At 40.7% G+C, this 14,530-nt stretch carries 15 protein-coding genes and 1 tRNA gene; 13 read left to right on the forward strand and 3 right to left on the reverse strand.

The genetic code is table 11. From position 1 onward, the window contains the following. Window positions 1-203: 203 nt before the first annotated feature. The 3 genes from rpsD (at window position 204) to SYN7509_RS0208030 (ending at window position 1,443) form a co-directional block, all read left to right on the forward strand. Complete coding sequence (gene rpsD / locus SYN7509_RS0208020) at window positions 204-812, forward strand: 30S ribosomal protein S4 (protein WP_009632865.1); 609 nt, start codon at window positions 204-206, stop codon at window positions 810-812. Between the two features lie 255 nt (window positions 813-1,067). Continuing rightward, window positions 1,068-1,319: a hypothetical protein gene (locus SYN7509_RS0208025; RefSeq protein WP_009632866.1), complete on the forward strand. Its 252-nt coding sequence runs from the start codon at window positions 1,068-1,070 to the stop codon at window positions 1,317-1,319. Between the two features lie 50 nt (window positions 1,320-1,369). Continuing rightward, a tRNA-Met gene (locus SYN7509_RS0208030) sits at window positions 1,370-1,443 on the forward strand. Between the two features lie 66 nt (window positions 1,444-1,509). Here SYN7509_RS0208030 and SYN7509_RS0208035 read toward each other — a convergent pair. Then, the gene (locus tag SYN7509_RS0208035; RefSeq protein WP_009632867.1) at window positions 1,510-1,824 is read right to left on the reverse strand and encodes a tetratricopeptide repeat protein; all 315 of its coding nucleotides are present in this window, start codon (window positions 1,822-1,824) and stop codon (window positions 1,510-1,512) included. A gap of 44 nt (window positions 1,825-1,868) precedes the next feature. Then, window positions 1,869-3,839, reverse strand: a complete 1,971-nt coding sequence (locus tag SYN7509_RS0208040; protein ID WP_009632868.1) for an amylo-alpha-1,6-glucosidase — start codon at window positions 3,837-3,839, stop codon at window positions 1,869-1,871. Window positions 3,840-3,982: 143 nt separating this feature from the next. Between SYN7509_RS0208040 and SYN7509_RS0208045 the strand changes: the two genes are divergently transcribed. From SYN7509_RS0208045 to SYN7509_RS25435, 4 genes are all read left to right on the forward strand, one after another. Continuing rightward, on the forward strand, window positions 3,983-4,594 hold the full coding sequence (locus SYN7509_RS0208045; protein ID WP_009632869.1) for a peroxiredoxin: 612 nt from the start codon (window positions 3,983-3,985) through the stop codon (window positions 4,592-4,594). Window positions 4,595-4,696: 102 nt separating this feature from the next. After that, on the forward strand, window positions 4,697-5,230 hold the full coding sequence (locus SYN7509_RS0208050; protein WP_009632870.1) for a peroxiredoxin family protein: 534 nt from the start codon (window positions 4,697-4,699) through the stop codon (window positions 5,228-5,230). Window positions 5,231-5,372: 142 nt separating this feature from the next. After that, a complete protein-coding gene (locus tag SYN7509_RS25430) occupies window positions 5,373-5,552 on the forward strand; it encodes a DUF6888 family protein (RefSeq protein WP_038020858.1) in 180 nt (59 codons plus the stop codon). Further along, a complete protein-coding gene (locus SYN7509_RS25435) occupies window positions 5,549-5,782 on the forward strand; it encodes a DUF6887 family protein (RefSeq protein WP_009632871.1) in 234 nt (77 codons plus the stop codon). The genes SYN7509_RS25430 and SYN7509_RS25435 overlap by 4 nt, the downstream gene beginning before the upstream one ends. Before the next feature lie 75 nt (window positions 5,783-5,857). On the opposite strand, the gene SYN7509_RS0208065 is transcribed toward SYN7509_RS25435, so the two are convergent. Beyond that, window positions 5,858-6,871, reverse strand: coding sequence for a DnaJ C-terminal domain-containing protein (locus SYN7509_RS0208065; RefSeq protein WP_009632872.1), 1,014 nt, complete (start codon window positions 6,869-6,871; stop codon window positions 5,858-5,860). Window positions 6,872-7,074: 203 nt separating this feature from the next. On the opposite strand from SYN7509_RS0208065, the gene SYN7509_RS0208070 reads away from it, so the two are divergent. From SYN7509_RS0208070 to SYN7509_RS0208095, 6 genes are all read left to right on the forward strand, one after another. Continuing rightward, window positions 7,075-7,587 (forward strand): hypothetical protein, encoded by a 513-nt coding sequence (locus tag SYN7509_RS0208070; protein WP_009632873.1) that lies wholly within the window; start codon window positions 7,075-7,077, stop codon window positions 7,585-7,587. 170 nt (window positions 7,588-7,757) lie between these two features. After that, on the forward strand, window positions 7,758-9,191 hold the full coding sequence (locus SYN7509_RS0208075; protein ID WP_009632874.1) for a DUF2079 domain-containing protein: 1,434 nt from the start codon (window positions 7,758-7,760) through the stop codon (window positions 9,189-9,191). Between the two features lie 8 nt (window positions 9,192-9,199). Then, window positions 9,200-10,432, forward strand: a complete 1,233-nt coding sequence (locus SYN7509_RS0208080; RefSeq protein WP_009632875.1) for a mannosyltransferase family protein — start codon at window positions 9,200-9,202, stop codon at window positions 10,430-10,432. Window positions 10,433-10,714: 282 nt separating this feature from the next. Continuing rightward, window positions 10,715-12,340: a peroxidase family protein gene (locus SYN7509_RS0208085; protein ID WP_009632876.1), complete on the forward strand. Its 1,626-nt coding sequence runs from the start codon at window positions 10,715-10,717 to the stop codon at window positions 12,338-12,340. A 74-nt stretch (window positions 12,341-12,414) separates the two neighbouring features. After that, a complete protein-coding gene (locus SYN7509_RS0208090; protein WP_009632877.1) occupies window positions 12,415-13,572 on the forward strand; it encodes a DUF4331 family protein in 1,158 nt (385 codons plus the stop codon). 4 nt (window positions 13,573-13,576) lie between these two features. Further along, the gene (locus SYN7509_RS0208095; protein WP_009632878.1) at window positions 13,577-14,524 is read left to right on the forward strand and encodes a cation diffusion facilitator family transporter; all 948 of its coding nucleotides are present in this window, start codon (window positions 13,577-13,579) and stop codon (window positions 14,522-14,524) included. Window positions 14,525-14,530: the final 6 nt, after the last annotated feature.

Raw genomic sequence — 14,530 nt, forward strand, 5'->3', positions numbered from 1 at the left:
ATCACTGCTTTAATTAGTTTTTATATATACAGTAAATATTTTGCAATTAATTAAAGCAATCAAATTTTGGCGATCGCCGGTCTTACCAACTGGCAAACAAAATGTCTAAAAAAGAAATAACGTTTGTTGTATAATCCGCTATTGACTGCTACAATTACATATTTGGCAAACTTTAAGCATAATTAGTAGATACAGGAAAATTCATGTCCCGATACAGAGGACCACGGCTAAGAATCATCCGTCGCCTAGGCGACTTACCAGGATTGACGCGCAAAAGCGCTAGACGAGCTTACCCACCAGGTCAGCACGGACAAAATCGTAAAAAGAGATCGGAGTACGCTGTTCGTTTAGAAGAAAAGCAAAAGCTAAGGATGAACTACGGATTGACCGAAAAGCAAATGCTGCGCTATGTCCGTAGAGCAAGACGAGTTACCGGATCTACCGGGCAAGTATTGCTACAACTATTAGAAATGCGTTTAGACAATACCGTATTTCGCTTAGGGATGGCTCCGACTATCCCCGCCGCTCGTCAATTGGTCAATCACGGTCACGTGACGGTAAACGGTCGCGTAGTTGATATTGCAAGTTACCAATGCCGTCCTGGAGAAACCGTTGGAGTCAAAGATAGAGACGCGTCGCGTAAGCTGGTAGAAGCAAACTTGCAATATCCAGGTTTAGCAAATTTGCCCAGTCATCTAGAATTTGACAAAAACAAGATGGTAGGCAAAGTCAATAGCTTAGTAGAGCGCGAATGGGTAGCGCTGCAAGTTAATGAATTACTGGTTGTTGAGTACTATTCAAGACAAGCCTAGTCTTACATTGGCTACAACTACCGTGCGGCTGCGGTAAGCCATTTACAGAATTATTATAGTTTTGAGCAAGCTTCCTAAATCCGTTAATTAGGAAGCTTGTTTGATTTAAGTAACTTCTTGTCCTCCCCCTAAATTCCCATAAATGGTTGTACGCTTTACCGCTTGTAACGCTGATAACAATCAAAAGGCTCGGCTTTTGATTAAACTAAATTACAATATTTACTAAGCTGAAAATCAAACGATAAATTTCAACGCATGGATGCTTTTGCGCCAAATCCTCCAGAATGGATAGCTACCGCCACTCACGCTCATCAATTTTGCTGTCCTAGTTGCCTTTCAAGTAGCCAAGAAGCTGACCAAGTTTGGCTAAACCGACGTTCTCCAGTAATGACTGACAACTACCGCCGTAAATGGCAAGAATTTTATCAATGTCGCTGCGGTTATGTTTGGTGGGCTTGGAGTAGCGATCGCCCGCCATCAAAATATAGCAAAGAAGAAAATATTTAGTTGCAACTACGGCAATTTCTATGCTATAGTAGCAAAGGTTAAAAACAAATGGCTCAGTAGCTCAGTTGGTTAGAGCGCGGGACTCATAAGCCTGAGGTCGGCGGTTCAAATCCACCCTGAGCCATAAATAATTAAAAATAATTGAATAAAAGTATTACGAAGCTCAAGAACTCGACATACTGCGAGTATGTCAAAATCCTTGCTCTCTAGCTTCTTGATACCATTTCTCGGCTTTTGCTTGATCGATAGCTATACCGCGATCTCCAATCGCAAAAATTCCTGCTAAGTTATTCGATGCTATGCCATAGCCCTGAGCGGCGGATTTCTTGTACCACTTAACTGCCTCCAAAACATCCTTTTCTAATCCAAGACCTAAGTGATACATATTTGCAACTATAGATTGCGCTTCAGCATCTCCCCGCTCGGCAATCGGTTTTAATAATTTGAAGGCATCATGATAATTTTTAGCTTCAAAAGCGGCTAAACCTGCTTTCAAACTGGACATTTTAATTAAACTCCTTTTTGGAAATAACTTGCGATCGCTGTCACTCAAGACTTGATATCGTGCCAGTGGCGAATTAATTCGGCAACAGACCAAGCTTGAGAAACCGCACCTTGAGGCGCGTGAGGCGGATCGCCATCAAAAATCTCTGATATTGAACCAATACAACCAGAATTGTACAAATGCTCTAGTAAAGGTTGCTTGCTAATCGGGAGAGTTTCATCAGGGTAAAAACGCTGCCAAGCACGGATAAAAGCACCCATTAGCCACATCCAAACTGTACCTTGATGATAAGAAAGATCGCGGTGGTAAGAATTGCCCGCATAGTTGCCTATATATTCGGGATCGGTGGGATCGAGACTGCGTAAGCCATAGGGCGTAAGTAAGCGATTTTTTGCTACTTCTACAATGCGTTGTCCTTGCGCTGCACTAAATGCACAGTAATGCAGAGATAGAGCTAAAACAGCATTAGGACGGATTTGGGCATTGAGGAGATCGTCTGGCTCAATTAAATCGTACAAGTAACCTGTAAGCGGATTCCAGAACTTTTGCAAAGAGTCTTTTACTTGTTGAGATTGGGCGGTGTAATACTGAGATTGTTTGAGATAGCGATCGCTTCCAGTAATTGCAAATAAGCGCTCTGCCCAACTGCTAGACCAACATAACGCCGAATACCATAGGGCATTAATTTCTACAGGCTTACCGCACCTCGCAGTCACTGGCTGAGTGCCAATTACAGCATCCATCCATGTTAAAGCTACATGGGGCGCATCCCAACCGAGCAAACCATCCGCCGCATCTACTTGAATGTTGTATTTCGTACCAGCGCTAAATGCTTTATAAATTTGCCGGACGGTGGGGTATTGCTCAATTAAAAAATCCCAATCTTTAGTCGCTTCTAAATATAACCCCAAGGCTTCAATCCACCACAGTGTTGCATCAAGACTGTTATAAAATGGTTCGCTATTGGTATCGGGAAAAGCGTTAGGAATCAAACCATCACGGCAATAACGCCCAAAAGTTTGCAATAGTCCTTTTGCTAGATCAAACCGTTTAGTAGTTAGTGCTAATCCCGGTAAAGCAATCAGCGTATCGCGTCCCCAATCATTAAACCAATGATAGCCAGCGATCGCACTAAGTCCTTTAATTGACTGACGATAAACTATAAAACTATCTCCAACCTGTAATAGTTGCGGCAGCACAGAAGTTGCTGAGAATAATTGTTTGAACCTGCTTTGCTGGGATTCGACGGCGCTAGTAAAGTCTTGCTCTTTGAGTATTGGTGTGTCACCAGATCCTAAGCTTGCTTCTATAGTTAGGCTTTCTCCTGGCAATAATTTTACGGTTAGGTAGCCCGGACTATGTAAGTCTTCGCGATCTCCTAATCCTCTTCTAGTTTCTTCAATCAGTTGATAATCCCAATACCATAAAGGGTTAGCTTGATACTCTCCTCTTGTCCATTGCAACTGCCAAAGAGTACCGATTTGTCCTGGTCGAATTGCTTGCAAATATAGCTGGTTTTGTTTTACTGATTGAGAAAATTGTAAATTGGGTTCGGCGCGTTGCTGGTGGTGAAAATTGCGATCGCCAATCATCAATCGCAACCTTAAAATTGCGGCTTCTTTGCCTTCGTAGCGATATTGAATCAAGACGCAATGGGAAAATTTTTCGGCTTTTTCTCCTTCATGGGGCATAACTATTTGTCTAGTCAATTGCCAATCACTTTCACCCCATACCCAAGTTGGAATTGGATCGATACTAAAGGAGCGCAACAACTTATAGCCCAATGGCTCTACTATGCCGCTACCCCAGAAATTTGTCCCCAAATTCTGCATTTCCCCACTTACTTCTAAGCAGGCTTCTAAGTGGGAAAATAACATAGTGCGACTTCTTGGGGGATTGAGCGCCGCTACTAGCCAACCGTGATAAGTCCGCGTCCTCGCATCGCTTACCGTCCCACTGGCAAAACTTCCTAGCCCGTTTGTTAGCAGCCATTCTCTTGTATCTAAATCGCCCATTTGCTACTCAAAATCGTTATGACTATGATATAGTTGTAACAGTTCGTAAATAATCAATTATTTCATGGGCGGGTAGAATTTAGCTAAATATTACCCGCGAACAGATTGAGAAAACGTATAAGTTATTAAGGAGAACTAATTTAATGCCTCTAAGTTACGCAGCCGAAGGATGCTTGAGAGTTGGACAAACAGCGCCAGAATTTTCCGCCACCGCCGTATTTGACCAAGAATTTAAGACAATCAAGCTATCTGACTATCGTGGCAAATACGTCATTTTGTTCTTCTATCCTCTAGACTTTACCTTTGTTTGCCCTACAGAGATTACTGCTTTTAGCGATCGCCATAACGAATTTAAAGCCATCAACACGGAAGTATTGGGAGTTTCGGTAGATAGCGAGTTTTCACACTTAGCATGGATTCAGAGCGATCGCAAATCCGGCGGTGTGGGCGACTTAAATTATCCTTTAGTCTCGGATATCAAAAAAGAAATTAGCGCCCTTTACAACGTCCTTGATCCCGAAGCAGGGGTTGCTTTACGTGGTTTATTTATCATTGACAAAGATGGCGTAATTCAACACGCAACCATCAACAACTTGTCCTTTGGACGTAGTGTAGATGAGACATTGCGGACATTGCAAGCGATTCAGTACGTACAATCTCACCCTGACGAAGTATGTCCCGCAGGTTGGCAACCCGGCGATCAAACAATGGTTCCCGATCCCATCAAGTCAAAAGTATTTTTTGCTTCGGTCTAAGTTTCGTTAACTGAAAATTAAACTAAAAAATGCCCCAATTGCTAAGAGATTAAATATCTACGGCTGATTGGGGCTTTAATATTTTTAAGGAGATAACTATTTATGCTGACTTCTAACGACTTTAGCGGTTTATTAACCGAGCGTTTTTTCCGCAATCTTTTGCCGATTCCCGCCACGAACGATTTAAAACTAGGCGAACTAGCACCGGGTTTCAGTTTGCCAGATATTACGAATAGTCGCACGATTAAATTTTCCGAATACCGCCACAAGCAGCCTGTATTGCTTGCTTTTACGCGCATTTTTACTGAAAAGCAGTATTGTCCGCTTTGCTTTCCCCATATAAAAGCTCTAAATGAAAACTACGAAAAGTTTACAAGTATGGGTGTAGAAGTTTTATTGATTGCTAGTACCGACGAAGCGCAAAGCCAAACAGTTGTTAAAGACTTAAAGCTGAAAATGCCTTTATTGAGCGATCCTACTTGTCGGGTGTTTCATTCTTATAAATTAGGTCAAGCCTTGGGAGCGCCTTTACCAGGGCAATTCGTTACAGATATAGAAGGTAAGTTGCGCTACAAACATTTATTTTCCTTTCTTTCTCACAACGCTAGTATAGAAACTTTGCTAGAGCAATTTTAGAGATTAAGTATAAGAATTTTGATGTGAAGACGTTACATTGCAACGTCTCTTTTATATCCCGGAGAAAGGCACGAATGGCAGAGAGTAAGTAATTATAGTTTTAGTGAGGAAGTAGTTGTAATGTAATGCACAAGGAAATAGCTTGATAAATCCAACACCACCACAGCTATTAGCTTTATTTCAAGATTCAGTATTTTTAAGCGATGCGTTAAAAAGTATTCATTTAGTAAGAATTGACGAGCGCACGAATAAAGTAGTGATTTTAGCAGGTGATTCAATCCAAATAGAAATTAGCATTAATGGAAGGAGAGAGATTCGATGACTAATTTAGGGTTTATGACTTTGGGGGACGATTCCCAAAAACGCCCAGACTTCTCTAGTATGTCTGATACAGACTTGAGAGATTACGTGCTTGCTCACAGAAAAGACCAAGCAGCTTTTTATGCCTATGTAGACCGGATGCACGAACGCCCGCCAATTGCCATAATTGAACCGGAGGACTGGAGCGAGGAAAGGATGCAGGAAGCTATAGAAGGGACTAATGAACTGTAAAATCATTTACAGACCAAAACTTTTGATTAAAAACTTGGACGGAGGAAATTTCTCCCCGTCCATTTTTAACAAAATTTACAACTTAACTTGCTGTAAATTACTGCGCGGATTAAAGGTACGGAGATCGCGGATTTTTTCATAATACTCGCGCTCTTGGGGAGTTATTTCTTTGGGAGATGCGATCGCAATTTTGACTAACTCGTCGCTGCGTCCATCTTTGGCTAAACGCCATCCCTTACCCTTCAACCGTAAAGTTTGACCGGAGCGAATTCCCGCCGGAATATTTACTTTTACCGTACCATCTGGTGTTGGGACATCAATTGACGCACCTAGCACCGCTTCATCGGGTGTAATCGAGACTTCACAAGTTAAATTATCGCCGTCAAACTGAAAAAATGAATGGGGAAGTATATCTATTTTGAGGTATAAGTCGCCCCGTTGTTGGTTTGTAGGGTTGATTTGACCTTTTCCCCGTACTCGCACTCGGCTACCAGCTTTAACACCCGCAGGAATGCGAACTTCAATAGTTTCATTGCCTAAACTCAAGCGTTTTTGTACGCCATTAAACGCCTCGCCAAAACTTAGAGAAATTGCTGCTTCTGTATCTTGAGCCGTTGTTCTCGCGGTAGCATTATTGAAACCCGCAAAATCGCCGAAATCATCAAACCCCGCACTTCCCGGCGTAGTTCGATAACTGTAAGCTTGTCTATTGCTAGAACCGCCGCTACTAGGCTCGTTGAAGCGTCCTAGTAAATCATTGATAAATTCATCAAAATTAGTATATTTACCAAATTCAACTTCATTAAAGTCAGTGTTAGCCTTAGTATTTCTAGAAGCCCAAGGGGTTTGTCCAGCCTGTCGCCAATACTGACCAAACTCGTCGTATTTTTGCCGTTTTTCCTTGTCTGACAGTATCTCGTAAGCTTCGCTTACTTCTTTAAACCGGGCTTCCGCTTCTTTGTTTTTTGGGTTAACATCTGGGTGATATTTACGAGCTAGTTTGCGGAAAGCTTGTTTAATGTCTTCGTTGCTGGCAGTTTTGTTTACTCCCAAAATACTGTAATAATCTTTGAAGTCGGTTGCAGCCATCTACTAGCCTCCTGTAGTCCCCATTATATTTTCTCTAAAATATCGATTTACTGAATAAATCTCGTCAAAACCTTATAGTCTTTGAGCTTAACCTATCAAAGCTTAAAGTACCGTCAAGTTTGGTTATTGCTCAAAAAATCGCCACAACTTCCGCCCAATTTCAAATTATGCTGTTTTCAATCGCCTCTAACTAAATTTAATTTATGCAAACTAAAGTTATTTGGCAGCAAAATAGCCAACAACCTGATAATACTGATAACTTAGCTTTGATTAGTCAATGGTGGTCATCTTTAGCCAATCAAGGTATCACTTTCGCCCAGCGATTGATTCCCGATAATGGCGCATTAGACCAAATTAATTGGGAAACACAGCGTTTTGATGAATTTTTCCCGATCGCAAATCCTCAAATTCGCGGGATTACTCTTTATTGGTGCAAATTAGATTCCGATCTTGAACGCAACACGTTGCCTTACCAACTTGTACTCGATACTCGCCGTCAGCAGTTGTATATATTTCCCCAATCCCAAAATCAGCTAATTATTCGCGTCGGATTACCAGAGGTTTCCTACGAAAAGGTAGAAATTACTAATCCAGAAATTGAGTGCAAGCAATTTGATAGCAAGTATCTTTTAACTTTACGGGATACAGCCCAGCATATTGAAGTTAAAGTAACTCTCACCCCGGAAAATTTGAGCCAATTAAAACAAAAATTATGAGGATAATTGCCACTAGAGAGAGTTTAGTTTTTGATAAACAACTTTTTGCCTAGCTGCCTATCTTCGCTCTATACAGCAATACAAATGAACTATTCAATCTAGAATTTGTTTGATAAATGTTACGACAAGAGTATTGTTAATATGTTTGTGCTGATGGCAAAGGAAATTTTATGGAGTCCAAACATACAACTAATCAGGCGATCGCGTATCCTCCAGTAACGCCACCTAATAATCATCTTAAAATTTTGGTAGGGATAACTGGCACTAGCGCGCTAATTTTATTTATATATAGCGCTTTACGCCATATATTGTTTCAGTCAACAGCTTTTGATTTAGGTATTTTTGACCAAGCAGTCTATCTGATTAGTCAAGGAAAAACACCAATTTCTACATTCATGGGATTTCATATTATTGGCGATCATGCAGGTTTTATTTTTTATCCCTTGGCTTTGTTATATAAAATCTATCCTAGTGTTTATTGGCTGTTTGCCTTACAGGCTTTAGTTTTAGCATCGGGGGCGGTGTTTACCTGGTATATCGCCTTGCATCGGGGGTTAAAGGCAGATATGGCGATCGCAATTTCTGTGGTTTATTTACTGTACCCGGTAGTTTTTAATATTAATTTATTTGATTTTCATCCCGAAGTCATTGCTGTACCACTACTATTGGCAGCAATTTTAGCCGCACAGTTAGGAAAAATTGGCTGGTTTTGTTTGGCTATTTTAATAGTTTTGTCGTGTAAAGCAGTCCTATCTTTGACTGTTGCTGCCATGGGTTTCTGGCTATTAATCTTTGAAAAAAAACGTTGGTGTGGTGCGATCGCTATTTTTGCTGGTATTAGCTGGTTTTTAATTAGCACTCAAGTAATTATTCCCTTTTTTAGTGGACGAGAAGCCGCCGCCGTCGGACGTTATAGCTACTTGGGTGACTCTGTTCGAGAAATTGGTCAAAATATTTTATTTCATCCAGGACTTGTTTTTGGGAAAATTTTATCTTTAGCCAATTTAGAATATTTAGTTTTATTGTTTGTACCTATAGTTTGGGGACTTTCCCTCTTAAGTCTCAAACCATTAGTTGGTGCGATACCGTGCGTTGCACTCAATATATTAGCTGACTATCAAGCGCAAAAAGATTTAGTTCATCAATACTCTTTACCTGCGTTGCCTTTTTTAATTTTGGCGGTCATATCTAGTTTGGCGGTAGGTAAAGGATTGGTGCAAAATAAACGAGTAATTATTGTCTGGTCGTTAGTAACATTTTTGTTTTTATCAAAGCTTTTTAGTTTTGGCTCAAATAATTTTCAGCAGCTAGATACTTGGCAAGCCACAAACACAGCAACGTCACACGTTACAACTAAAGGCAGCGTGCTGACAACGGCAGAAATTGCCCCACACTTATCTCATAGAGAATTAATCAAGTTAGCTCGTGCTGATGCTCCACCAGACAATCTCAATGAATTTGATTATTTTCTCCTCAACGTCCGTCATCCTGGATGGGCGAGTAATCCTGAATTTGCGAAAAAGTTAGTCGAGCGATTGCAAAAAGCCCAAGAATTTAACATGAAATATCACCAAGACGATGTTTATCTATTCGCTAAAAAGTAGACCCATACATGGCTAAACTACAAAAAAGTTGGAAGTATTGGTTATTATTTCCACTCTGTTTGTGGTTATTTAGCCGCTTAGTTATTTGTATAGTCATGGTAGACTTCGCCCCATTATTACCCGCACCACCGGGGGGAATTGTTGCTACAGGGGGATGGGATGTGTTTGCAGCTTGGGATAGCGACTTTTACGAACGCATTGCTATTTTTGGCTACAACACGCCTCATTCTGTCGCTTTTTTCCCTTTATATCCGCTTCTGGTCAGGGGAGTAATGGCTTTAGGTTTGCCCTTTGTGGTGGCGGGTACTATAGTCAATAATTTAGCTTTTTTAGCGGCATTAATCTTTATCTACAATTGGGTAGCCAGCAGTCATAGTAAAAGCGTTGCAAGGTGGACAATAGTTGTTTTAGCCTGGTTTCCACTTTCTATTTTTGGCACGGTTATTTACTCCGAAGGATTATATTTATTACTTAGTTCTGTAGCCTTACGTGCTTTTGAGCAAAAGCGTTACTGGTGGGTAGTTTTGACGGGTTCTCTAGCTACTGCTACTCGTCCAACTGCGATCGCCCTAATTCCCACATTTTTAATTGTCTGTTGGCGAGAAGGTCGAAAAGTAAAGGCTTACATTGCTAGTTTAGCTACGGGTTTAGGTGTATTTTTTTATAGCTTGTATTGTCAAATTTATTTTCAAGATGCTTTAGCGTTTATCCACGTCCAAAAAGCTTGGCAACCAGCACAGGATTTTTTGGGTCAAGATTGGCTAAAAATGGTGATGCAGGTTGCTGTAGGTACGAGAAACTGGCAACGGGGGACAATTGTTGATGTTTGGCATCCCCTAATATTTGTAGTTATTTGCGTTAGTGGTTGTTCATTGTGGAAGTCAAGTTTTAAGCTACGCGGTTATAGTTTGTGCTTTTTGGGGTTTGTTTTATGGTTAGTTGCGGGGAATCCGTTACTTAATAGCGCGATTACTTTTGGTGGTATTTATTTACTATGGTATTGTCGCTCTTTACTTAGCAATACCTTAGTTACTTACGGGATTTGTAGCTATGCTTTGATTTTGAGTACCGGGCGAACAACTTCTATTGAGCGTTATGTTTATGCAATTGTCAGTGTGGCGGTTTCTCTAGGAATATTATTGTCGCGCTATCCTCGCTATGGATATATAGTTAGCGCTTTTTTTGCTTTTTTGCTTATTCTCTACTCTTTGCGCTTTGCACAACACCTGTGGGTAGCTTAGAAAAATTGCTTTGCTTCTAGCTTATTCCAGTTTGGTTGGGCGATCGCTCCCAACAATTGTTCCTTTGTTAAGAAGTTTTACATAACCTCCCATCCTTCCGAAAAATAGAGATGAAAATCTGATTCCTAGTTTAGGGAGCAAAACATTAACTTGTGATTGCTCAAGCATGACTTGAGAACGCATCTTTCTACCTTGGTTCAAATCTCATAAGCCTATAAATACTTTACTGATTACCTCGATTAAATAAAACCATCAAATTACACCCTTTAGGGAGAATTAATTATGAGGGATACATCTAAAGACGGGTTTAGAAATAAACTAGAAACCTATGCTTTGACTCACTTTAAGCCAATTTGGAACTTAATTCAAAGCAACGATACTCTCAAAAAAAAAGTTAATAAGTTTCTTGTCAACAACGCCATTTATAAAGTTCCTACTCGCCCTTATCCGTTTAGTACCATGTCTCCCTACACTTCTTGGGATTCATTGAGCGATCGCACTTATAGCGGGCTTCATCTTCCACCCCTTGATTGGCAACCTTTAACTAATGAAAATCATTTAAAACTTAAGTTGGCTGATACGAAAGACTTTGAGAAAAAGCTACCAGCTATAGAAGATTTGCGGGGGTTATATCGCAAATCTGGCGAAACAAAATACTCGCCCAAATCTACCTTAATTTTTCCTTATTTTGTTCAATGGTTTACCGATAGTTTTCTCCGCACAGATCGCCATAATCATCGTAAAAATACTTCCAATCACCAAATCGATCTCTGTACTGTCTATGGATTAAATGCAAAAATTACTCACTTGCTGAGATCCTACCAAGGAGGTAAATTAAAAAGTCAAATTATTAATGGCGAAGAATATCCACCTTTTTATTATGACGAAAAAGGAGAAGCAAAAAAAGAGTTTATTGGTTTACCACATCAATTAGATAATGATGGTAATCCAAAAGCTGATACTTTTCCTCTCGACAAAAAACAAAAGTTGTTTGCAATGGGAGTTGAAGTAGAAAGATCCAATGTTCAAATTGGTTATGTGATGCTAAATGTTCTGGCTTTAAGAGAACACAATCGCTTGTGCGAATTATTAGCAAAAACTTATCCAAGTTGGGATGATGAAAGACTTTTTCAAACCGCTAGAAATATTTTGATTGTGGAAGTTTTGAGAATTGTAGTAGAGGATTATGTCAATCACATTACCCCTTATCACTTTCAATTTATTACCGATCCTCTGACTTTTAGTAATGAAAAATGGTATCGCCAAAATTGGATGACGGTAGAATTTACTTTAGTCTATCGTTGGCATAGTATGCTACCAGATACTTTAATTTATAATGGGCAAAAAATCCCCACTTATGAGACGCAGTGGAACAATGAAATGATAATTAAGCAAGGATTAGGAGCTTTGTTTGAAGAAAGTTGTTCCCAACCATGCGCCCAACTGAGTTTATTTAATACTCCTGAATTTCTAATTCCTGTGGAGTTGGCGAGTGTTCGTTTTGGACGAGAAGTAAAGTTAAGAAGTTACAACGATTATCGCCAATTGTGTAAGTATCCACGCGTAACAGATTTCGATCAAATTAGTAGCGACAAGAACATTCAAAAAGAACTACAACGGCTCTATGGTCATGTAGATAATATTGAATTGTATGTAGGAATTTATGCCGAAGATTTACGCGAAAACTCTGCTTTACCTTCTTTAGTTGGGCGATTAATTGGCATTGATGCTTTTTCACAAGTTTTAACTAATCCCCTACTCGCTGAAAGTGTTTTTCATCCCGAAACTTTTTCTCCCGTTGGCTGGGAGGAAATTCAAAATACTAAAACTCTTTCCCAATTACTACATCGCAATCTTCCTCCATCCGATAAAAAGTATAGAGTTTCTTTTGATCGCGCTTCAACTTAGGCGTAATACACCTATACAAAATTAGGTGCTAAAACTTGCAGCTTTAAAAACTAATAAAAAGTGAGCATTTTAAAATGAACAAACATTGGCTTTTAAAAGTAATCGCTTTGTTGCTTGGGTGGCTGTTATTTATTACTCCCGCCTATGCTTCCGATCATCAAGATTCACCCAAAATCCTTAGCACTCCAGTATTAGACATTTCGGATCTTTTCGCCTTTACTAATCCAGAACAACCAAACCATTTAGTAATGGTAATGAATACATTACCCCTCGCCAGCGAATCGGCGTGGTTTGCAGATGCCTTTGAATATAATATTGTTGTAAAACCCATAAGTATTGCGGGGACTGGATCGCAAGCGGGTTTTAGTGTAGGCGATCGCGAATTTCGGTTTACTTGCAAATTTAAAACTCCAAAGGTGGGACAGCTCGGCACTTGCACCGCTCCAAAAGGGATCTCTGTACCTGTAAAAGTAAACGATGAAGACGGCACGCAAGGGGCGGGAATGCGTGTATTTGCAGGTCGTCGTTTAGATTCGTTCTTTTTGGACTTTAAACGGATTGCTGAAGGTAAACTCGGCGCTGATGCGGAGGGGAAAAATTCGCTGCAAAACAAAAATGTCCTCAGCATTGTAATTGACGCAGACATGGACAAAGTGTTTGGGACAGACAATGGTTCGATGTTTGCAGTAGTGGGAGAAGTAAATACGATCGCCAAACCAACAATCCGCATCGATCGTCAAGGGCGATCGGAAATGACTAATATTACCCTCTCTTTTAAGCAATTTGACCAAGTAAATAAAGACTTGGATGTGCGGGACTTGTACAACCAGGAAGATACTTTTAAGCCATCAAAAGACTACATTGGAGCTTATCGCGCCCGGTTTAACGCCAATCTCGGCTTTTGGGACAACTTCGATCGCCAAATTGACTGGCAAATTAAAGAAAACGGTCAACATCCCCTCACAGACTTGCTATTGAATGACATTTTAGTTATCGATACCGCTAAACCTTGTACCGAAAAAGGCTACTTAGAGATTGAAAAAGCAATTTTGAAAGGTCAGCCCTACGCAACTTGTGGCGGACGAATGCCCAATGAGGACACCGTAGACGACACCATCAGTTTGTACATCAACAAAGGCAATGGAGCGCATTTCGGTGATGGAGTTAACCAACCCACTCAGTTAGCTGGCAACACTTTTCCTTATTTAGCACCACCCTATAGCGCCAAATAAACCTATGCACCATCACGATAGTTACACCCATACACACGGCGCAATTTCTCCCGAAATTGTGACTTCTGAGCGCGGAATTTGGGCAGTTAAATGGTCATTTATGGGACTGCTACTAACGGCTTTGTTGCAAGTTGGGGTTGTCATCCTTTCCGGTAGTGTAGCTCTCCTTGCCGATACAATCCATAACTTAGGCGACGCTGCAACGGCAATTCCTTTATGGATAGCTTTTTCTCTAGCCCAATGGAAACCCAATCAACGTTTTACCTACGGATATAGACGGGTAGAAGATTTAGCGGGAGTGGCGATTGTCGGGATTATCTTGCTAAGTGCGGCGATAACAGGCTATGAGGCAATAGAGCGATTTTTGCATCCCCAAGCAATTACTCACTTAAGAGCCGTTATGGTGGCGGCGGTGATTGGCTTTTTGGGTAACGAGGCAGTGGCAAGATTTCGGCTCAAAGTTGGGCAAGAAATTGGCAGCGCGGCTTTAGTAGCAGATGGCTACCACGCGCGAGTTGATGGGTTTACAAGCCTGTCAGTCTTTTTAGGCGCAGCTTTGACGGGGTTGGGGTTTCCTTTAGCCGATCCAATTGTGGGGTTATTAATTACTGTAGCGATCGCCCGAATTGTCATCCAATCGGCGCAAACAATTTTTACCCGCTTGCTAGATGGAGTTGAACCGGAAGTAATTGCTGACCTTCATCATGCTATTAGCCATGTCCCAGAGGTACTAGAAATTAACAGTATCAAAGCTCGATGGACAGGTCATTGTCTCCAAGCAGAAATCGCCATTGCTGTTAATCCAGAACTTTCTGTAGTTGAAGCGCAAAAAATTGCTACTTCTGTGCGATCGCAATTGTCTAGCCATACGCACTTAGTCGAAGCAACCGTTTGTGTTGAACCACAACTAATCGCTAAATATAGCCTCCATCGACCGTTAGTTGTTTCCTAAATAATT

It is taken from the genome of Synechocystis sp. PCC 7509 (assembly GCF_000332075.2).
Lineage (GTDB): Bacteria > Cyanobacteriota > Cyanobacteriia > Cyanobacteriales > Chroococcidiopsidaceae > Aliterella.

Bases quoted from the DNA above. Each gene is read 5' to 3' on its own strand.
- rpsD (WP_009632865.1), top strand. From the start codon at position 204: ATGTCCCGATACAGAGGACCACGGCTAAGAATCATCCGTCGCCTAGGC.
- SYN7509_RS0208025 (WP_009632866.1), top strand. From the start codon at position 1,068: ATGGATGCTTTTGCGCCAAATCCTCCAGAATGGATAGCTACCGCCACT.
- SYN7509_RS0208035 (WP_009632867.1), bottom strand. From the start codon at position 1,824: ATGTCCAGTTTGAAAGCAGGTTTAGCCGCTTTTGAAGCTAAAAATTAT.
- SYN7509_RS0208040 (WP_009632868.1), bottom strand. From the start codon at position 3,839: ATGGGCGATTTAGATACAAGAGAATGGCTGCTAACAAACGGGCTAGGA.
- SYN7509_RS0208045 (WP_009632869.1), top strand. From the start codon at position 3,983: ATGCCTCTAAGTTACGCAGCCGAAGGATGCTTGAGAGTTGGACAAACA.
- SYN7509_RS0208050 (WP_009632870.1), top strand. From the start codon at position 4,697: ATGCTGACTTCTAACGACTTTAGCGGTTTATTAACCGAGCGTTTTTTC.
- SYN7509_RS25435 (WP_009632871.1), top strand. From the start codon at position 5,549: ATGACTAATTTAGGGTTTATGACTTTGGGGGACGATTCCCAAAAACGC.
- SYN7509_RS0208065 (WP_009632872.1), bottom strand. From the start codon at position 6,871: ATGGCTGCAACCGACTTCAAAGATTATTACAGTATTTTGGGAGTAAAC.
- SYN7509_RS0208070 (WP_009632873.1), top strand. From the start codon at position 7,075: ATGCAAACTAAAGTTATTTGGCAGCAAAATAGCCAACAACCTGATAAT.
- SYN7509_RS0208075 (WP_009632874.1), top strand. From the start codon at position 7,758: ATGGAGTCCAAACATACAACTAATCAGGCGATCGCGTATCCTCCAGTA.
- SYN7509_RS0208080 (WP_009632875.1), top strand. From the start codon at position 9,200: ATGGCTAAACTACAAAAAAGTTGGAAGTATTGGTTATTATTTCCACTC.
- SYN7509_RS0208085 (WP_009632876.1), top strand. From the start codon at position 10,715: ATGAGGGATACATCTAAAGACGGGTTTAGAAATAAACTAGAAACCTAT.
- SYN7509_RS0208090 (WP_009632877.1), top strand. From the start codon at position 12,415: ATGAACAAACATTGGCTTTTAAAAGTAATCGCTTTGTTGCTTGGGTGG.
- SYN7509_RS0208095 (WP_009632878.1), top strand. From the start codon at position 13,577: ATGCACCATCACGATAGTTACACCCATACACACGGCGCAATTTCTCCC.